An 18,637-nucleotide genomic window follows, 5' to 3' on the forward strand; every position below is an offset into this window, starting at 1 on the left:
AGTTTAGCCTAAATCAAAATTTGGCGTTCAGGCGCACATAGTACTGACCGCCATAGGTATCGTAAGGCGCATTACGCGAATATTCGATACCGCGCGACGCCTGGAAGACGGCCTTTTCCGGATACTGGTCGAACAGGTTTTCCCCCGAAACCTTCAGTGACAGCTTGTCGGTCATGTCCCACAGTACCGAGGCATCGACGAAGTTCATCGCGCCGAAGCGTTGGAAGATGTCGCCGGTGGAATTGCCGGTCGAGTCGGTCCAGCCGCCGTAGTGACGCGCACGCACCTGATACTCAAACGCCCCTTTGCGGAAGGTGCCGGTGAAGGTGGCGTTGTTCTGCGGCAGGCCTTCTTCGAAGACGCGCTTGGTGGTCGGGTTGGCGTTGAGCGTCCCGCCGGTGATCAGGGTCTTGTTGTTGTTATAGGCGAACGTCAGGTTCAGACGGCCATCCCACAGCGGGCGCACATAGGTGGTCACCACGTCGATACCCTTGGTGCGGGTATTGTAGTCGTTGGTGTACCAATAGACCGAGGTGAAGCTGGCCGCCGCCGGATAGCCCTGAGCGACCAGAGCGTTCTTTTCGGCCGTCGTCAGGGTGATCGAGGACGACTGTCCCAGACGGTTATCGACCTCAATCTGATACATGTCGAACGAGCCCGACAGGCCGAAATCGGTGCGCCAGACGAAACCGGCGCTCTTGTTGGTCGACTCTTCCGGTTGCAAGGGCTTCGCACCCTTGCTGACGGCGATCGGGTTCAGCGGCGACAGGCGGCCATTGGTGAACACTTGCAGCGTCACCGTATCCAGACCCTGTGAGACGGAAACCGAATTGATCTGACCCGGTGTCGGTGCGCGGAAGCCGGTGGACCACGAGCCGCGCGCCGCGAAGAAGGGCGTGAACTCGTAACGGGTCGAGACCTTTCCATTGGTGGTGCTGCCGAAGCTGTCAAAGTCTTCGTAGCGCACCGCACCGCCCAGCGTCCATTCCGGCGTCAGCCTGGCTTCGACATCGACATAGGCGGCGTCGCTGTCCTGCGACCACTCACCGGCCTGCAGGTCGGAGAAGCCTGGGAAGCCGTTGGAGCCGACGGCGAGTCCGTCCTTGGCGCCGGCACCGACAGCGTAGGAGGCCTTGTCACCGGCACCGACCTTATAGGTTTCCTTGCGGTGTTCGGCCCCAAAGGCGATATTGACCGGCTCGCTCAGGCCCAGATCGAGGCGATAGACGCCATCGGCATTGACGGTGACTTCGCGCTGGGTCTGGGTGCCGAGGAAGAAGTCGAACGGTGAAGACGGGCCCAGCGAAGCGTTGATCGAGTTATAGAGGTAGAATTTGGTCTCGTTTTCACCGACCGAGGCCGACAGGTCCCAACTGAAGACGTCGCCGGTGTGGCGCACGCCACCCACGGCCTGATAGTCCTGATACTTGGCCTGTTCGCGCGGCGTGAAGCCCAGCGGATAGACCGATTTCAGATCCCAGCCGGGGAAGCTGGGTACGGTCTTATAGACGCTGGCGTTCGACGTGGCCGAGGGGATGCGCCAGTTGATATCGTTGATGCCTTCGCCCTTGGCCGCCGTGGCGAAGCCATAGGCTTCGGCAAAGCCCAGATTGAACGCGCCGTTGAGTGCCAGATTATAGCTCTTGCTGTCCGGCGCGCCCCAGTGCTGCACGGGGTCGGGCAGAACGACGCCCGGATTGGCCTTCATATAGTCGAGCGCGTCCTGACGCTGATGGCTGCGTGAGGTCATTTTGGCGTCGGCCCATTCGACCGAGGCGGTCAAAAAGCCCTGATCGAAGCGCGTTCCGGCCTTCAGACCGGCGCGCACGGTTTCGCCGTCGCCTTCGTAATATTGCGAACCTTGCACATAGGCGTTGACGCCCGGACGCTCATCCAGCTGGATATTGATGACCCCGGCGATGGCGTCCGAACCGTACTGGGCCGAAGCCCCGTCGCGCAGCACTTCGACGCGACCGACGCTCAAGGACGAAATCTTGTTCAGATCGGCCCCCTGCGCCCCGCGCTGGCCCAGAAAGGCCGAACGGTGGAAGCGCTTGCCATTGACCAGAACGAGCGTCTGATCCGACGACAGGCCGCGCAGACGCGCCGGGCGGATAAATTGCAGACCGTCCGACGACGGCAGTTTCAGCACCTGAAGCGACGGGATGACCTGCGCCAGATTGTCGGCCAGTTCCGCCGACGCGCCGTCCTGAACCGCCTTCGCCGAGATGACATCGACGGGGGTCAGGCTCTCGTATTTGGTGCGACCCTTTTCACGGGTGCCGGTGACGATGACTTCCTGCGTCTCTTGGGCAACAGGCTGAGGCTGTGCGTGTGCCGCAACCGCCGGAGCCAGCAGGAGCGCGGTGGGCAGGAGTGGCCACAAGGAGGCGGTGGCGCGCAGCGAACGCAGATGGAAGGCGAACATGTCTTTGTCCCCAAAACATGAATGGAATGGGGTCTGACTAGGGACGCTGTACGACGCTTACGTGATGGGTGAATGAAGTTTTAAATATGATATAAAATCACAGGCTGCGTACCTTGGGTTATCTCGCCAGGCGTGCGGCATTAAAATACCCGCTCAGAAAGGGGCATTTCTCAGGCTATAGCCTGCGCGACCATAGCTCTCAGAGGGATAGTCGCACGCATGCGCACCCCCAGAAGCGCCATGCCGCTGAGCTTGCGCTGCACGAACAGGGTATCCGCCGGCGGGCTTTGCCAGGTCGTCTGATCCATGGCGATTTCGTGCGCCTTTTCACGGATCAGCGGTACGAAACGGCGATCCGCCAGATCGAGAAGCGGCCGCCGCAGGTGCTCGATCATGATGTCGAGCATGGCGTTCAGGCGCGCGCGGTGGGCGGTCAGGACGGGCTCATTGACCGCCCCGATCTCGCTTAAGCCGACGATTAGCCCTTCGCGGTCTTCGTTGAGGCCCGCCTGCATCAGGGTGCGATAGGCCTCGACAGTAGTCTCAGGGACAGTGCGCGTGGCACCGAAATCAAGAAGCACCACCTGTCCCGTTTGTGGCCGCCATTTGAAATTGGCGAAGTTGGGGTCGGTCTGCATCAGCCTGAGGTCAAACAGCTCGCGCAGCACCAGACCAAACAGCGTCTCCATCACCTGATTGCGTGTGGCGGCGGGGGCGTGTGTGAGCGTCTCGACCGGCTCGCCCTCGACGAAATCCATCGGCAGGATGTTGGGACGCAGAAGCGGCGCATGAGTACGCGGCACCACAAAGGTCGGATCGTCGGACAGGGCGTCGGCATAGCGTGCCATGTGCGCGGCTTCACGCAGGTAATCCGCCTCTTCGTGCAACTGTACGCGCGCCGTCTCGATCAGGTCCGGCAGGTCCTTCACCTTCTGCGCCACGCCCAGCAGTTTCAGCAGCCCGGCAATATTGGCGACGTCGGAATCTATGGTTTTCGTTACGTTCGGGAACTGCACCTTGATGGCCAGCACTTCGCCGCTTTTCAGTTGCGCGCGGTGCACCTGACCAATCGAGGCCGCCGCAAAGGGCGTCAGGTCAAAACGCACGAAATGCTGACGCCAGTCATCGCCCCACGCGCTGCGCAAGACGCGCTCCAGTTGGTCGCGCGGCATGAAGTGGGCCTCCTGTTGCAGACGACTGAGCGCCTGAGTGAAGGCGGGCGGCAGGATGTCGCCGCTGTCCATAGAGAGAATCTGCCCCACCTTCATGGCCGCGCCGCGCATCCGCGCCAGTTGGTCCGCCATGCGCAGGCCGTTGGTTTCATCAAACAACAGGCTGGCGAGGTCGGGCTTTTGTCCGCGCGACATTTGTCTGGCGCTTTCTTTGACCACGTGGCCAAGGCCGGACGCCGCCAGACCCCCCAGCGCGAACAGGCGCGAGGCAGGTCCGGCCGGCATGGCGGAGGGTCTGAGGTGGGGTGGTTTTGCGGACATCAACGGGCACCGGTTTCAGGTGGTCTACGTTTCACAGGTGGTGATGGATGCGCAAGGCGCGCAAGAAGGCCTCCGTGCCCTGCGACATTTTGGCCGTCATCGGACCCCTGCACCCAGACGTAAACCAGTTGAGTTGCAACGGGTTGCGTGGTGCGTGGTGTACGGAGGTTTTGATGTTGGGACCTAAGACTGGCCCCCGACTGGTCGTCAGTCTTGAAAGTGCGGCGCTTCTACCGGGGCTCGGCATCGGCGAAACCGTTGATCTGTCGCACTTGGCCGACCGCGTGATCGAAGGCGGGGCCGAAGGGGTGATGATTCACCTGACCTCCGATCATGGCCTGATCTCGGAGGACGATCTGGCGCGCGTGGCGGACGTTTGTGGCGAACGGCAGAGAGACTTCTGCTTGCGGGTGACGACGGCGTTCGATCACGTGGAGCGCGCGCGTCGCCTTAAGGCCGACCGTATCTATTTGGGGCGTGAAGCGAAGGTCGCGCAATGGACGAGCACCAGCCTCTTCCTCAAATCCCATATAGGCCATATCCAGAAGGTTCAGAAGACGCTGAAGGACAGCGACTGTGCGCTGTTTGTCACGCTGGAGCCGACGCTTGAGGCTGCGGAGCAGGCCCTGCGCTACGGCTTGTTTACCGTGGAGCTGGATATGTCGCATCTGGCGGCCAGCCTGCGCAGTCCCGATATCGACCGGGCCTTTGATGCCTTATCGCACGTGCTCAGTCTGGGGCGCTATCTCAATCGTCACGGTGTTGAGGTGCATCTGGGGGGCGGGCTGCGGCCTGCTGACCTTAGGGTGCTGGCGCGATCGGGCAGTTTCCGGCAGTTCAATATCGGACGGCGGCTGATGCCAGAGGCCCTGAATGAGGGGCTGTCTGCGGCTGTCAAAACCTTGCGCGAACGCATGTCCGGGGCAGGCAGAGGAGAAGATACCCCGGCCGAGAGACACAGACGCCTTACTGAGCGTGTCGCTGGTATGGGGGACATTCGGCTAAAAGAGGGGCTGGAGCGGTTTTGTCGTGAGGCCCTGCCTCGCCTTGAAGACCCTCAGCTTTATGCGGCAGAACGTCTGCTGGCCGGGCCGTTGGTGCGTCTTGAGGCGCTGGTGTTCGCGGCGAACCTGCCCGCCAGTTTTGCGGGGATTATGCTCATCAAATATCTGCGTCAGACTCAGGCCCCGGGCCGCTCCGGCCCCCCCTTACGGCGCGCGGGCTGAGGCTCAGGTGAGGGCGGCGACCCCAATTAAACACGCAACGACCACACAGGTAATGACCACGCGCAGCCGGAAGAAGGCCGCCGACAGCCAACCCCGGCGCATCAGGACATGATCGACCGCCAGCAAACTTAGGAAGACGGCGATCAGAACGCCTAATGCGGCCTGTGGCCACCCGGACAGGGCCAAAAGCGCACCTGCCCATGCCAAAAGGCAAAGGACGTTACTCAGGATCAGAAGCCACGTCGCCTGAGCCCGCCCCCCCAGCACAAGGCCCCAGTGCAGCCCGCAGAGAAAGGACGCAATCACTGCCCCATAGGTGATGGCGATGTCCGGTCCGCCAAGGCCTAGCACGCGCAAATGAAGCGCCGTCATCAAGGCTGCGGCCATAAAAGGCAGGCCTACGGCAAGGGTAAGCGCGATCACCCAACGGGTGTTCAGTTTCGACAGAGTCGCGTCCATAGTTCGGTCTCCCGCTTAGGGCTTATCCTGAAACCCGCCGGGGTCCGTCAGCGCCATAAGGTGCCCAATCACCGGCCGGAAGGCAAAAAAGCCTCTGGCGGCGGCGGGCCAGGCCACGGCGTCCCAAAGGCGGGTGCGTTCAAAAAGGTGGATGGGTTCGCCGGTGTCGTTCAACACGGCGTTCAGCTCTGCCCGCGTCAGGCCGACCGGCAGGCGGCTGGTGAGCAGGGTGCGCGTCCCGAATGCCGTCAAAGCGCTTTCCAGTTCCGCACGCGAGCTAAAGAGGCGGATCTCGGTTCCGATCTGCCGCGCCAGTGTTTGCGCCACCGAGGCCGTAGCCGCCGCGACCGGGGCCTTGCCCGTCACCAGTGCGGCCACACCGACAACTGGCTGTTCCGCCAATCGAAACCCGTCCGCGCCGAGGTCTTCCGACGTCACCAGCAGGACCGAAGGGGCGCGCGGGACCGGTTGGGCGGCCGGCAACGCCACCACAGGGGGCGGTGGCTCCATCATGACCGGGGCTGGGTTTTGCGCCAGTCCGGTCGGTCGAAACCGCCCGGCGGAGCAGGTGGCAATCGCCTCCGTTGACGCCAGATAGACCTTGCCCGGCGTATGTAGCCCGGCGACCCAGCGCCACGACAGGGTATTGGCCGCTTCGTCGCCATCGAGCAGATGCTCAAGGAAAAAGGCCGCGCCCAGCTGCCCCGGCAGGCGCAGCGTATGCACCCAGATACTGGCAAACGACATGCGGGCGTGATTATGCAGATAACCGGTCGTGATCAGCTCAGAGACCCAGACGTCGAAGGCATCGATACCTGTGCGCCCCTCAATCGCCGCGCGGTAAGTCTCCCCGATGCGCGCGGTTTCGGCCTCATCGCTGAGGAGGTAATCCATATAGCGCGCCCAGATCGCCGGCCGCATCTCCAGATAGCCGCGCCAGTAGGCCCGCCAGCATACCTCATCGATAAACTTGCTGGCGGCAGCACCGTGTGCTTTTTCCGCGGCGCGGGCCAGTTCCCATTCACCGATCAGACGATGGCGCACATAGGGAGAGAGTCGTGATACGTGCCCGGTTTCCTTGGGGTCGGGGTCGATATTGCGCTCACGGGCGTAGGCGCTTCCGGCGCGCGGTAGGAAGGCGCTCAGCCGCTCATGTGCCTGCGCACGGGTCAGCGCTTCAGGCCGCAAGGAGGGCCTCCGCCAGTTCAAGACCTGACAGCCACGCCGCTTCGACGCGCGGCCCTTTCAGCCAGTCGCCGCAGACGCCGAGACCCAGTGTTTTGTCGTAAAGTCGCCCTTTCACGCCTTCGCCCGTGCGGGCATAGCGCCACAGGTGCGCCTTGAGTAGGACGGGTTGCGGCAGGGGCCGACTCATCAGCGCCTGCCACGCCGCGAACATCGGGGCGGCGGCGTCTTCGCGGCTCAGGTCAATATAGGCGGCCGTCCAGTCGGGCGTCGCCTGTAGCACCCAGGCGCTGGTTTTCGCGCGGCCCGACTTGGCGGCATTATTAGCGACCCACGCCAGCACGGGCCCCGTAACGCGCATCACGGGCGCAAGGTCGGGCGGGTCTTCCGAGAACGACACCATCGTGGTCCAGCACGGTTGCGACAGGTGAGAGCGGGCTGTCTGCGCAAAGTCCGGCACCCACGGAGAGAGCAGATCAGCCGCCTGTTCAGCGGGGATGGCGACAATCACCTGCGCATAGGGGCCGAAGGTGTCGTTTTCGGTTGCGAGGTGCCACGCGCCGGGTGCTCCGGTGATGCGCTCAATGCGCGTGGCAAATCGCACGCCAAAACGTTCACACAGATGCGCCAGAGGCGAACACATCATGGGCGTGCCGACAAAGGCGTCCGGTCCGGCGTCTGGCCAGCGGGCGGCCAGCCCGTGCTGTACCCAATGCTCGACCTGAGACACAAAGCGCGGATCACGAACGGTAAAATACTGCGCACCGTGGTCGAACAGGTGCGCCGTATCGTTGATCCGCTCGCGCCGCGTAGACATACGCCCGCCGGGGCCGCGCCCCTTATCAAACAGATCGACCGCGTGGCCGGCCGCGATAAGCCGCTGCGCCGCCGACAGACCGCTGATCCCGGCCCCGATGATCCCGATACGTTGTGACATGACCCCATTACGCTCAGGCAAAGGACACGGATCAGATGGGGGTGTGGCGGCTCTGTGACATAAGGTTAAATATATATTATACACCCCTTGCCTTGGTTCGCGGTATCCGTGTATGCAGCGCGGAAAACGATTTCAGGAGGGCTGTAGGTCTTTTCGCAAGGCCGTGATCAAGCATGGGGAAGCTGCGTGCCCGCCAAAACATCTGTCCTGTCGTCGAGCCATATCCTGTCTCTGATCGAGGAAAAATTCAGTATCGCGTGGATTGTGTTTCCCTCGGACGGGGGTGACTGGACCGGTTCCCGATCGTTGGATTATTTCATCGGTTACGACTCAAGCACCGACCCCTTGCGTGCCCGTTTTCTGAAAACCGTTCACCCGGATGACCGGACCGATTTGCTTCTTGATCTGTCCTTTTTGACCAAGCGCACCCTCCCGTGCCGCCGAAGTGTGCGCCTGCAGGTGGCCGGGCGCACGGAGCGGCAGGTTCAGATCGAATTCCGCCATGTGGAGGGGCCGGGTTTTGACACTCTTAATCTGCTGCTTTTGAAGGATGTGTCTCAGGAAGATTACAGTATCCAGAAGCTGGCGCAGTTTGAGCGGCGTCTGGAGCAGGCGATGCGTACCTAGCAGATGAAGGCCCTGTGGTGGGCGGACACCCAATACAATATGATCGACTATGTCGGGCGCGATGAACTGATTTTCGACCGCGAGCTTCTGGGGACGCAATATATGGACATCGTGCCCAAAGAAGATCAGGGTGAACTGATGCTCGACCTTATGAAGACAGGGCAGGCCGAGAAGCCCTTCTGCCTGCCGGTGCGTATTGTCGGGGTGGATGGCGTGACCCGCGCCTATCAGGTGCGCGGTGCCCCCTACAGGGTAGAGGGTGAGATTGCGGGCTGGACTGGTTATGTCAGCCCGTCACCGCTCACCGTCATGCCGCGTTCTTCCGCGGTAACGGATGGCGAGCTGATGAATCATCTGAGTGCGGCTCTGCTGAGAGCGGGCTGCGCGGCGCTGGGCTGGAGCTATGGGGAATTAGCCGCCCGCGCCAAGGTTTCGGCCTCGACGGTCAATCGTATTCTCGGCACCTCCGGCCCGCTGATCGAAGCCTTCCGCCTGAGCAGTCTTACGGCGCTGGTGGAGGCTCTGGACGGGGCCGGGGTCACCTTTCAGCTTGAGGCGCAAGGCGGCGTTTCTTTACGCCTGTCGCCGGTGCATAATTAATACCCACCCGCAGCCGGTTACCGCTACGAATGAGGGTTTGAGTGTTTTTCGCGCACGAACGAACGCTTTCGATAGAAAAATGACAGTCACGCTGTCAATTTGCGTCGCAAATGTGTCTTTCTGTCGCAAACAGACACAGAGTTTTGTTTACCGACTACCCCGACCCTCAACCCTGAGATCCAAAGGGGGCCGGGCGTTTCGCAGAGCGTGACATGCCGGTCCCCGCAACGGCGGAGGTTTTGGATGAAATTGTCGGATATAAAAGTTGGTTTCAAGATTCTGGGCATTATCGGTGTCTTTGGTCTGACCTGCGTGTCCTTGTCCCTGTGGCAAAATGCGGTGATGGATGACGCGCAAAAAAAGTACAGCGCCATGATCGAAAAGGCCGACCCGGCCCTGTTGTCGGCGGCGCGGATGCGGCAAAATCTCTTTTCGCTTCAGGCGGCCAGCTATGGCCTGATCGCGCAGGATTGCCCCAGTGAGGCCTGCGAAACCTTTTCGAAACAGATGGCTACCTCTGCCGAGCGCTTTCAGCAGCGCTATGATACGGCGGTGGAACTGGAGCCTGCCTATCAGGACGAGTTGCAGCCGTTGAAGGCGCGCTTTGACGACATCTTCGCGACCCTCAAAAAAGACATCACTCCGCGCGCCAAAGCCAATGATGCCGCGGCCAGCGGTTTGATGGCCGAACTGGATACGACTATTGAAAAGCTTTCGGATGATATTTCCGCGGCCATAGATACAAAGGTCAAGGAAAACGAGGCCAAGGGCGCTGAGCTGCGAAAGGCCATTGCGGCAAAGGGGCAGTTCGGTCTGATCGTGTCGGTGCTGGTCACCCTGCTGATCACCGGCCTCGCCTCCTTGCTGGCCTTTGGCGATATTGCGCGCGGCATGAAGCGTCTGACGACGCAGATGCTGGCCGTTTCAGACGGGCGTTTGGATCAGGTTATCGACGGGCAGAAACGCAAGGACGAGATGGGCGTCATGGCCCAGACCCTGGCAGTCTTCCGTGATCGTCTGATCGAAGCGGAAACCTTGCGCCTCGAAGCGGCCCGACTGAAAGAATTGCAGGAGGCTGAACAGCGCAAGATCATGCTGGCTCTGGCGGATGATTTCGAAAAATCCGTCGGCGGCATCGTGACGCTGGTGTCCAGTGCCGCTACCGAAATGCAGGCCGCTTCGGCCCAGCTCAGCGCCACGGCGCAGGAAGCTTCGGCGCAGTCCGTTGCCGTATCCGCCGCTGCCGAACAGGCCGGGGCCAATGTCAATGCGGTGGCATCGTCGGCCGAAGAACTGGGTGCCTCGGTATCCGAGATCAGCCGTCAGGTCGAAACCTCGGCCGAGATCGCGCGGGCAGCAGTAGGCGAGGCCACGGCCGCCGGGCAGATCGTCACTGAACTGAACGAGACAGCGGCCTCTATCGGTGGAGTGGTTGATCTGATCGCGGGTCTGGCCAGCCAGACCAATCTGCTGGCGCTGAATGCCACCATCGAGTCGGCGCGGGCCGGTGAGGCAGGCAAGGGCTTTGCCGTAGTGGCCGCAGAGGTCAAGGCGCTGGCGGCACAGACGGCCAGAGCCACGACCGAAATTTCCAGCAAGGTGGCACAGATTCAGGAGGCGACCACGCGCGCGGCCTCGGCCATGCACAACATCACCGGCACCATTAACAGCATCAGCCAGTCGAGCGTGACCATCGCTTCTGCGGTCGATCAGCAGGAGGCGGCGACACAGGAAATCGTGCGCGCCGTCACTCAGGCGTCGCAGGGCACGCAAGAAGTGACGCACAATATCGGTGGGGTCGCCCTTGCGGCGGAACAGACGGGCGAAGCGGCGGTTCAGGTGCAAAGCTCATCCGGCGAACTGGCCGAGCAGGCCCAGAAGCTGCATCAGGAAATGGACCGCTTCCTGGCTACGGTCCGCGCGGCATAGGGATAGACACATGTCCAACCCGTTGAAACTCAGCGATGAACCGGAATCGCGGGTCATCTATCTCGATGATGTGCCGTCGCTGCCGCCCGAAGCCAACGCCACTCTGGAAAAGCTGGTGGCCGACATGTCGCGGCAACTGGCCGGCGTTTACGACCAGTGCCTCGCCATGAAGCTGAAAAACGGTGTGACCAGCGAGGTCGAATTGCTGACCATCAGTCACGCCCTCGCCCAGTTCCGTTCCGGCTTCCGCGATCTGCTGCTGCGCTGCCTGACGGTGGAGGGCGAAGGCGGGAAAGCGGAATAGCGCCTCAGGGCTTGCCCGCAGCGTAGCGCATCACCTGATAGAGGAAGGTCGATTCCACCGTCCCTGTCAGGAGGTGCGCAAACGGGCCAGAGGCATAGACGGGCACATCTTCGCCCGCGTGCTGGGCGCTCGACATGGGCGTCAGGGCCAATTGATGGAAGTCGGGCGATAGCGCCTCCTCTTCCGTCAGCGGCGGGCTGCCTGCGGGGCGCGCGCCGGGGCCGGTCGCATAGTTCAGCGTCAGGCGCGGCTGGCCGTTTTTGTCCGGCTCATTGACGCCGTTCTTGCGCGCCAGCCCCAGGATCGGCTCATTGCGCGTCGATCCGGCGCTGAGCGTCAGGCCGTGGCTGTGGTCGGCGGTGATGATGATCAGCGTCTCGCTGGCGTCGGTCATCTCCAGCGCCGCCTTCACCGCCTTATCCAGCTCATCGACGTCGGTCAGGGCGCGGTAGGCGTTGTTTTCGTGGTGCCATTTGTCGATGGAGGCGGATTCGACCAGCAGGAAGAAGCCGTCCTTGTTGTGCGACAAGACCGAGATGGCTTTGCGTGTCATCTCTTCCAGAGTGGGTGTCGGGCCCTGACCCTTGTGATCGACGACCGAGGGCAGGTCACCATCGGCAAACAGGCCGAGCAGGGTCTTTGTGGTCTTCGTATTGACGGCGGCCAGCCCCGCCTTGTCGGTGACCACCACGGCACCGGGCAGGTTGCGCCAGTCGGCCGTGAGGTCGCGATCCTGACGCTTACCGCCCTGTGCGGACGTGACAAAGCGCGCGCGGTCACCGCCGAGTGCCACATCAAGGCGCATGGCCTTCGGCGCTTCGATCATCTGGCGGGCGAGGTCGATACAGCCGGCCTGTTTCGCCTCGGTGGGCAGTTCGGCATCCGAGCGCCAGCCGCGCGTCGGCACGTGGCCATAGGCGCCGGCCGGCGTGGCGTCGGTGAGGCCCGCCGTGGTGACGATACCCGTGGCCTTGCCTTGCGCTTTGAGGGTTTCGGCGATGGTCGGGATGCGGCCTTTCAGCGATGAGGCGCAGTCATTGCTTTTGACCGTCGCATCGACGCCGATGGCGGCATTGATCGTCTTGACGCCCGTGGTGATGGCCGAAATGCCGTTGGCGGAGTCGGTGACAAACTTGTCCGCCGAATAGGTCTTGGACAGACCCGTATAGGGCAGGCCTTCAAAGGTCAGGCGATAGGAGGCCCCGTCCGCGCCGCGCGTCTGCCCGGCCAGAATACGCCCGGCGGTGACCGAGCTGATGCCCATGCCGTCGCCGATGAACAGGATGATATTGCGCGCTTTTTTCGTATTGGGCGTGCGGGCCAGTGCGGCCCGCAGCTCCGGCGACAGCGGGGCCGGGGCCTCGGCCATAGCCGGGGCGACGCAGAGAACGGACAGGGACAGGCAGACGAACAGGGACTTCATGGAGCCTCCATAGATAAAGGAAGCCCCGCCGGCTCTGGAGAGGGACCGGCAGGGCCAGAGCTTCATACCCAAAAGTTGAATACACTTTTGGGCATGAGGCGAAAATCGGCGGGTTCAGATACGCGATCCCGCTGGATTGTTCAGTTAAAATTTACCGCGCACGCCCACCGAGACACTGCGGCCATTGAAGGTGTAGCCGCCGAACTGGCCGTTCTGCGTGAACTGCCACTGGGCCTCGTTGGTCAGGTTCTGCGCTTCGATGACCAGCGTGAACTGATCGTCGATCTTGTAGCTGAAATTGCCGTCCAGCGAACCATAGGCCTTGTCATTCAGGCTGGCCAGACCGCCGGTGCCGACCGAGGCCAGCACATCATCCACCCAGGCATAGGACAGACGCGCCCCCAGACGGTCCTTCTCGTAATAGACCGTCAGGTTGTAGCTGTTCTGGGCCACGTTCTGCATCTTGTCGGTGAGGGTGGCCGAATAGGCCGCCTCTGAATCGGTGCGCGTATAGCTGGCCAGAGCGCCCAGACCGTCCCACGGTGCGGGCAGGTCACGGAAGTTCTGCTGCCACGCCAGTTCCATGCCCTTCACCCAGGCATTGCCGCCATTGACCGGGGCGGTCAGGGTGTAGTTCTGACCGTCGATAGTAATGGTGGTGTTCTGGTTATACACAAAGGTGGTGATGTCCTTATAGAACAGGCCACCGATCAGGGCCGAACCCGGCGCGAAATACCACTCCGCCGTCAGATCGTACTGATTGGCTTCGAACGGATCGAGCAGCGGGTTGCCACCGACGGCAGTGAACACGGTCCCCGATGAGTTGAGCGTCAGGCGCGGCGACAGATCGGCCAGAGACGGACGGGTGATGACCTTGGCCGCAGCGGCGTGGACCTGCACGCGATCCGTCACCTCATAGACGAGGTTGAGGCTTGGCAGGGTGTCACGATAGGTCTTTTCAAAACGCACCGGCAGGGCGGCCGTGCCCGTATCGGCGTGGCCTTGCGACACCTGCTCGGTTTCGGCGTAACGCACGCCCACTTCGCCGCGCAGGGTGCGTCCGAACAGTTGCGTGTCGATATCCGCCGCTGTGTAGGCCGCCGAAATCTTTTCCGACACATAGTAGGAGTTGCGCAGGTCGCCGCGCGCCGGCGCCGTATTGGCGATGGCCGACATATCGAGGATGGCCATGAACTTATCACGGTTCGGGCTCAGCCACGTCTTGGGCAGGGTGGCGCCCACTTCGCCCAGGAAGTTATCGACGGCAATGGTGTCGTAATAGTCACGGCCGAACAGGGTGTTGTTGCCGCCGATCGTCTTGCCGTTCAGATCGCGGGTAAAGTTGATGTCGCGGCGGTTATAGCGGCGCGACCGGTCGCGGACCTTCACGCCGGCCGAAATCTGGCTGAAGGGGCCGAAGCTCAACTCACGTTTGGCGTCAAACTGCACGGCGTTTTCTTCATCCAGCGAGTCGTTGACACGCCATTCCAGACGGCGGAAAGGCAGGATCGGGTCGCTGAGGCTGCGTGTCAGGAAGGTCAGGGTCGGCACGCCGTCACCCACCTGCGGCAGGGAGAAGTCGAGCCCGCCGGACGCGCCCAGCACGCGGGTGCGGGTGATCGGCTGGTCGGTATTGGAATAGGCGCGCGCCACATAGAGGCTGCCGCTCAAATCCCACGCCCCGAGCTTCTGCTTGATGCTCAGATCGGTCAGTTGGTTGTCGTGAACCAGATAGTCGATTTCACGCCCGATCTGGGTGCTGGTCGAGGTGGTGCGACCGCCGACCAGCGCGCCATCGCGGACCTGACCCGTGTTGGCAACGAGGCTGGAGAGGACGAAGTCCGCCGAATAGGTCAGCTCGTCATAGAAGTCGTCGAGGTGCGAATAGAGGTGCGACAGCGAGATTTCGGTGCCTTCGCGCGGCTTCCACTGCACGGCGGCCGTGACGCCCCAGCGTTCGCGGCGCTCGGTTTCCAGCGTCGGGCGCACGGCGCTCGGCACGTAGGTGGTGTCGGTCACACCGTCGCCATTGACATCAACCTTGCCCGTCGTCCAGCTCACGCCCGTGATGCGGTCCGAGCGCAGGCTGCGGATGCCGTAATTGGCCGACACGAGCACGCCCAGCGTGCGGTCTTCATTATTCCAGCTCCACAGGCCCGACATTTTGGGATCGGTCTTTTTGGCCAGTTCGACATAGGTCGAGGTCAGGCTGATGGCCGAGGTCGGGCGTTTGAAGTCGAGCGGTTTGAAGGTACGCAGATTGACCGTCCCGCCAATGGCGCCTTCGTCCATAGCGGCCAGGGGCGATTTGATGACTTCAACGCCGGAGACCATTTCGGTGGCCAGGGTATCGAAGCGGAACTGACGGCCCGATTGCCCGGAATCACGCACGTTTTCGTTCACGGCGGCGCTGCGGCCATCAATGGTCACGTTCTGGAAATTGGGGCCAAGGCCGCGCACGCGCACGAACAGGCCTTCGCCGCGGTCGCGCGTGATGGAGATACCCGGTACGCGCTGAAGCGCTTCGGCGATATTGTTGGCGGGAAATTTGCCGATGTCTTCGGCATTGATGACGTCAACGACATTGGTGGCGCGGCGCTTTTCGTTGAGCGCCTTCGACAGCGAGTTACGGAAGCTGGTGACGACGACCTCTTCGACGGGCTCGTCCCGGACGGGGGCTTCAGCACTGGCGGCCGGGGCACTGGCCGCCGCCGTGCGCGCGACAGGGGCCGAGGTCTGCACCTGACCGGCGCGGATCACCACGACCTCACCCTTCATCGTATAGGCCAGAGATTGACCGCGCAGAAGACGGGTCAGGGCCTGATCAAGGCTGAGGCGGCCACTGAGGGCGGCGGTGCGTTTGCCGCTGGTCAGGGTCGGATCGGCGACGATCTGCACACCGGTTACGCGCGACAACTGCACCAGGGCGGTATCAAGCGCGCCCGCCTTGATATCGATGTCTATGGTGCGCGAGGCTACGGTCTGCGCCTGCGCGATGTGCGGCGCGAAGCCGCCGAGGGTGAGGGCTGTCAGAGAGGCCGACAGGCAAAGAAGTCGAGTGAAGGTCACGGTCTTATCCCCATTTGGCCGGTGCGCGGGCCCATCCCCGCTGGCGGCTCTGGGAAAGGGACGGAAAATGTCGGGGCAGACCGGACACGGTTTTTGGTGAAATATTTATGACGGGGGCAGGTCGCGGCCTCAGCGCAGCGTAATGACCTCGCCCTGCCGTTCGACCGTAAAGCCGTGCACCAGCGCCAGTGCCTCCAGCTGCGCTTCGGGGGCATCGAGGCGGATGCGCCCCACAATCGGCTTTTGTTTCAGGGCCTCGTCGGCAAAGCGGATGCTCAGTCCCGATTGCCGGCTGAGCGCCTGTACGACGCGCTCCAGCGGCCAGTGGTCGGGCTCGATCCAGCCGCGACGCCAGTCGTCGCCTTGCGGATCGAAGCGGCTCAGGGGTTTGACATGACCGCTTTCGAGACTGGCGCGCATGCCGCGCGTGAAATCGCCATAGCGGCGCTCATCGCCAGTGAGGCGCACCTTGCCCTCATAGACGTCCAGTTCGACACCGTTCGGCAGATAGCTGAGGTTAAATTCCGTGCCGAGCACGCGCACCTTGCCGCCGCTAAGCCCGACATAGAAGGGGCGCGAGGCGTCGTGGGCCACGTCAAAATAGGCCTCACCGCTTTTGAGCGCCACGTGGCGGCGGTAACCCGTCAGACGCGTTTCCAGCCGCGACCCACCGTTCAGCGTGACCTGGCTGCCGTCGGCGAGCGTCAGTTCGCGCACCTCGCCGGGCCTTGTGCTGTAGACAGACACTGGTGTCGTCCAGTCGGCGATGACAGGCGGTAGGAGAAACAGGCTCAGGCACGCCGCCAGAGCCAGACCCGCCCCGCCCCAGACAACCGGCCTTTGCCACAGGGCACGGCGGGACACGAGGTGATCAGACGCCTCCTGATCAAACTGCGTCAGGGCATCATGCAGGGCGCGGTCCTGAGCGATCCGCAGCAGGCGCTGATAGGCAGCCTCATGCCGCGGGTCGGAGCGCCGCCAGTAGAGCCCTTCGTCGGTTTCCCCCTGTGTCAGGGTTTGATCGGCATAACGGGCGGCGGTGTTCCACAGAAGATCGTCGGTGTCCGCACCCTCAGGCGTCATAGCGTTTTCTTTTCTTCTCAGCCCTGGCAAGCGTCTCGTGCAATTGCCGCAGGCCGCGCGTTATGTGTTTTTCGACGGCGTCCACCGACAGGTTCAGACTCCGGGCAATATCACTGCAGGTTTCGCCATGCAATCGCCGCCGGATCAGAACCTCGCGACGTAGCGGCGGCATGTCCTTCAGGGCTTCGGTGAAGGCTTCGAGACGCTGTTTGTGCATCAGAACCTGCTCCGGCAAGGGGTTGTCGCAGGCCAGAGTGTCTTCGATGGCCTCGGTGGGACGCAAACGCTCGGCTCTGAAATGGTCGCTGATCAGGTTGAGCGCGATGCGTCGCGCCAGTGCGGCGATATTGTCCACCTTGTGGTCGCGCACATAGGCGACCAGTCGCGCCAGCGTTTCCTGCACCACGTCCTCGCAAAGGCCATGGTCGCGCACCCTACCCGCGACGAAGCGCGACAGGCGCTGACGCTCATCGGCAATCCACAGGAAGGGCAAAGGGGCGGGCGACATGATACTTCTGCGGGGAGCCTTATGCCGAAAGGGGAGGGTGTTATGTGGTGGCCTTGCTGGCCGTCTCCTGCTCTAGTCGGCAAATGTGACAGATTTTTATAAACAGCCTCTGCAAAATGGCTAGGGTGACGCGAATCCGGCGGGTGTGGCTTTGTGGTTGGCTATTCGCCCCTCCGGTAGCGCCTGAGGCGATAGTCCCCGCGGATACAATTGCGTGTGGCGGGGATTTCTGCTGTAAAAGCCGTGGTATCCTGGGTGTCGGGCCCGGCGGTGACCGCAGAGGCGGCGGTGAAAAAAGCAAAACCAACCATCGACGATGTCGCGGCCTTGTCGGGCGTGGGGCGCACCACGGTGTCGCGGGTGCTCAACAATGGCCCCAATGTCCGCCCGGAGGTGCGCCTGCGCGTCCTGCAGGCGGTTGAAGCCCTGCACTACAAGGTCAATACACAGGCCCGCTCTCTGGCGGGCGGCCGGTCGCAGACTCTGGCTTTGATTCATGCCTCTGATCCCGATGCGGAACCCAACTCCTACTATTTTTCGGGTCTGGAGCTGGGGGCGCTCAGGGCCTGCGCCCCCGAAGGCTTCCGGCTTCTGATGCACGGCCTCAACCAGCACGCCCTTAACCGCATTGAGGCCATTTTCGATTTCGTGCGGACGCATCACTGTGACGGCGTCATCCTGACGCCGCCCTTTTCCGATGACCGCGAACTGCATCAGGCCCTGCTCACGCAGCAGATCGCCCACGTCGCCGTCTCGCCGGGAGAGGCCGTGCGGCGGCAGGTGGCGGGTGTCGGCATGGACGATGAGGCGGCGGGCTATGAGCTGACCCGCTATCTTCTGGGGCTCGGTCATCAGCGTTTCGCCTTTATACAGGGGCTGGAAAACCATGCCTCGGCCGAAAGCCGCTATGCCGGATATGGCCGTGCCCTCAGCGAGGCGGGGCTGTCCCCGTTGTCCATGGCCACCACGCGCGGCAATTTCACCTTTCGCGCCAGGGCGGATCAGGCGGTCAGGCTGCTCAACGTCCCGCAGCGCCCCACGGCGCTGATCTGCGCCAATGATGACATGGCGACGGGGGCGCTGTTTGCGGCGCACCGCATGGGGCTGCGTTTGCCCGCCGACCTTTCCGTCGTCGGCTTTGATGATACCCCCGTCTCCGAAGTGGTATGGCCGCCGCTGACCACCATCCATCAGCCGATCAAGCAGATTGGCGCCCGCGCCGTGGAACGGCTGATTGACCTTCTCAACGGGGCCGAGAGCGCAGACGCAGGCTTTGAGGCGGTGCCCCACCGTCTGGTCGTGCGTGAGTCCGCGGCCCGGTTCGAATGAGCGCCTTCCTTTTTCCACGCCAAGCTTTAGAAGCAGA

Annotated in this window: 15 protein-coding genes; 6 read left to right on the forward strand and 9 right to left on the reverse strand. The window is 62.5% G+C overall.

Features of this window, described 5'->3' with window-relative positions:
- Positions 1 to 13: 13 nt before the first annotated feature.
- On the reverse strand, positions 14 to 2,428 hold the full coding sequence (locus ACK8OE_RS14815) for a TonB-dependent receptor plug domain-containing protein (RefSeq protein ID WP_410273160.1): 2,415 nt from the start codon (positions 2,426 to 2,428) through the stop codon (positions 14 to 16).
- Positions 2,429 to 2,598: 170 nt separating this feature from the next.
- Entirely contained in the window at positions 2,599 to 3,885 is a 1,287-nt protein-coding gene (locus tag ACK8OE_RS14820; RefSeq protein WP_410273161.1) for an ABC1 kinase family protein, read from the reverse strand.
- A gap of 209 nt (positions 3,886 to 4,094) precedes the next feature.
- Here ACK8OE_RS14820 and ACK8OE_RS14825 point away from each other — a divergent pair, with 209 nt between their 5' ends.
- Positions 4,095 to 5,147, forward strand: a complete 1,053-nt coding sequence (locus tag ACK8OE_RS14825) for a pyridoxine 5'-phosphate synthase (RefSeq protein WP_410273162.1) — start codon at positions 4,095 to 4,097, stop codon at positions 5,145 to 5,147.
- Positions 5,148 to 5,150: 3 nt separating this feature from the next.
- Here the strand turns inward: ACK8OE_RS14825 and ACK8OE_RS14830 are convergent, their stop codons facing one another.
- From ACK8OE_RS14830 to ACK8OE_RS14840, 3 genes are read right to left on the reverse strand one after another with little or no spacing between them, the layout of a single operon-like run.
- On the reverse strand, positions 5,151 to 5,606 hold the full coding sequence (locus tag ACK8OE_RS14830; protein ID WP_410273163.1) for a DUF3429 domain-containing protein: 456 nt from the start codon (positions 5,604 to 5,606) through the stop codon (positions 5,151 to 5,153).
- A 15-nt stretch (positions 5,607 to 5,621) separates the two neighbouring features.
- A complete protein-coding gene (locus ACK8OE_RS14835; protein WP_410273164.1) occupies positions 5,622 to 6,794 on the reverse strand; it encodes an FAD-binding domain-containing protein in 1,173 nt (390 codons plus the stop codon).
- Complete coding sequence (locus ACK8OE_RS14840) at positions 6,784 to 7,728, reverse strand: NAD(P)/FAD-dependent oxidoreductase (protein WP_410273165.1); 945 nt, start codon at positions 7,726 to 7,728, stop codon at positions 6,784 to 6,786. Before ACK8OE_RS14840 ends, ACK8OE_RS14835 begins: the two co-directional genes overlap by 11 nt.
- 186 nt (positions 7,729 to 7,914) lie before the next feature.
- On the opposite strand from ACK8OE_RS14840, the gene ACK8OE_RS14845 reads away from it, so the two are divergent.
- The 4 genes from ACK8OE_RS14845 to ACK8OE_RS14860 all read left to right on the forward strand — a co-directional run bounded on the left by ACK8OE_RS14845 (position 7,915) and on the right by ACK8OE_RS14860 (position 11,188).
- On the forward strand, positions 7,915 to 8,355 hold the full coding sequence (locus ACK8OE_RS14845; protein ID WP_410273166.1) for a hypothetical protein: 441 nt from the start codon (positions 7,915 to 7,917) through the stop codon (positions 8,353 to 8,355).
- A 3-nt stretch (positions 8,356 to 8,358) separates the two neighbouring features.
- The gene (locus ACK8OE_RS14850) at positions 8,359 to 8,955 is read left to right on the forward strand and encodes a helix-turn-helix domain-containing protein (protein WP_410273167.1); all 597 of its coding nucleotides are present in this window, start codon (positions 8,359 to 8,361) and stop codon (positions 8,953 to 8,955) included.
- Positions 8,956 to 9,198: 243 nt separating this feature from the next.
- A complete protein-coding gene (locus ACK8OE_RS14855) occupies positions 9,199 to 10,884 on the forward strand; it encodes a methyl-accepting chemotaxis protein (RefSeq protein WP_410273168.1) in 1,686 nt (561 codons plus the stop codon).
- Positions 10,885 to 10,894: 10 nt separating this feature from the next.
- Positions 10,895 to 11,188 (forward strand): hypothetical protein, encoded by a 294-nt coding sequence (locus tag ACK8OE_RS14860; RefSeq protein ID WP_410273169.1) that lies wholly within the window; start codon positions 10,895 to 10,897, stop codon positions 11,186 to 11,188.
- A 4-nt stretch (positions 11,189 to 11,192) separates the two neighbouring features.
- On the opposite strand, the gene ACK8OE_RS14865 is transcribed toward ACK8OE_RS14860, so the two are convergent.
- From ACK8OE_RS14865 to ACK8OE_RS14880, 4 genes are all read right to left on the reverse strand, one after another.
- Complete coding sequence (locus ACK8OE_RS14865) at positions 11,193 to 12,611, reverse strand: alkaline phosphatase (protein WP_290796688.1); 1,419 nt, start codon at positions 12,609 to 12,611, stop codon at positions 11,193 to 11,195.
- Between the two features lie 144 nt (positions 12,612 to 12,755).
- Positions 12,756 to 15,680, reverse strand: a complete 2,925-nt coding sequence (locus ACK8OE_RS14870; protein ID WP_290796685.1) for a TonB-dependent receptor — start codon at positions 15,678 to 15,680, stop codon at positions 12,756 to 12,758.
- Between the two features lie 129 nt (positions 15,681 to 15,809).
- Positions 15,810 to 16,763, reverse strand: a complete 954-nt coding sequence (locus ACK8OE_RS14875; RefSeq protein ID WP_290796678.1) for a FecR family protein — start codon at positions 16,761 to 16,763, stop codon at positions 15,810 to 15,812.
- Positions 16,753 to 17,271, reverse strand: a complete 519-nt coding sequence (locus ACK8OE_RS14880) for an RNA polymerase sigma factor (protein WP_410273170.1) — start codon at positions 17,269 to 17,271, stop codon at positions 16,753 to 16,755. The genes ACK8OE_RS14875 and ACK8OE_RS14880 overlap by 11 nt, the downstream gene beginning before the upstream one ends.
- A 216-nt stretch (positions 17,272 to 17,487) precedes the next feature.
- Between ACK8OE_RS14880 and ACK8OE_RS14885 the strand changes: the two genes are divergently transcribed.
- The gene (locus tag ACK8OE_RS14885; protein ID WP_410273171.1) at positions 17,488 to 18,600 is read left to right on the forward strand and encodes a LacI family DNA-binding transcriptional regulator; all 1,113 of its coding nucleotides are present in this window, start codon (positions 17,488 to 17,490) and stop codon (positions 18,598 to 18,600) included.
- Positions 18,601 to 18,637 lie beyond the last annotated feature (37 nt).

It is taken from the genome of Asticcacaulis sp. W401b (genome assembly GCF_046503825.1).
In the GTDB taxonomy this organism is placed as follows: Bacteria; Pseudomonadota; Alphaproteobacteria; order Caulobacterales; family Caulobacteraceae; genus Asticcacaulis.

Bases quoted from the DNA above. Each gene is read 5' to 3' on its own strand.
- ACK8OE_RS14815 (WP_410273160.1), bottom strand. From the start codon at position 2,428: ATGTTCGCCTTCCATCTGCGTTCGCTGCGCGCCACCGCCTCCTTGTGG.
- ACK8OE_RS14820 (WP_410273161.1), bottom strand. From the start codon at position 3,885: ATGCCGGCCGGACCTGCCTCGCGCCTGTTCGCGCTGGGGGGTCTGGCG.
- ACK8OE_RS14825 (WP_410273162.1), top strand. From the start codon at position 4,095: ATGTTGGGACCTAAGACTGGCCCCCGACTGGTCGTCAGTCTTGAAAGT.
- ACK8OE_RS14830 (WP_410273163.1), bottom strand. From the start codon at position 5,606: ATGGACGCGACTCTGTCGAAACTGAACACCCGTTGGGTGATCGCGCTT.
- ACK8OE_RS14840 (WP_410273165.1), bottom strand. From the start codon at position 7,728: ATGTCACAACGTATCGGGATCATCGGGGCCGGGATCAGCGGTCTGTCG.
- ACK8OE_RS14850 (WP_410273167.1), top strand. From the start codon at position 8,359: ATGAAGGCCCTGTGGTGGGCGGACACCCAATACAATATGATCGACTAT.
- ACK8OE_RS14855 (WP_410273168.1), top strand. From the start codon at position 9,199: ATGAAATTGTCGGATATAAAAGTTGGTTTCAAGATTCTGGGCATTATC.
- ACK8OE_RS14860 (WP_410273169.1), top strand. From the start codon at position 10,895: ATGTCCAACCCGTTGAAACTCAGCGATGAACCGGAATCGCGGGTCATC.
- ACK8OE_RS14865 (WP_290796688.1), bottom strand. From the start codon at position 12,611: ATGAAGTCCCTGTTCGTCTGCCTGTCCCTGTCCGTTCTCTGCGTCGCC.
- ACK8OE_RS14875 (WP_290796678.1), bottom strand. From the start codon at position 16,763: ATGACGCCTGAGGGTGCGGACACCGACGATCTTCTGTGGAACACCGCC.
- ACK8OE_RS14880 (WP_410273170.1), bottom strand. From the start codon at position 17,271: ATGTCGCCCGCCCCTTTGCCCTTCCTGTGGATTGCCGATGAGCGTCAG.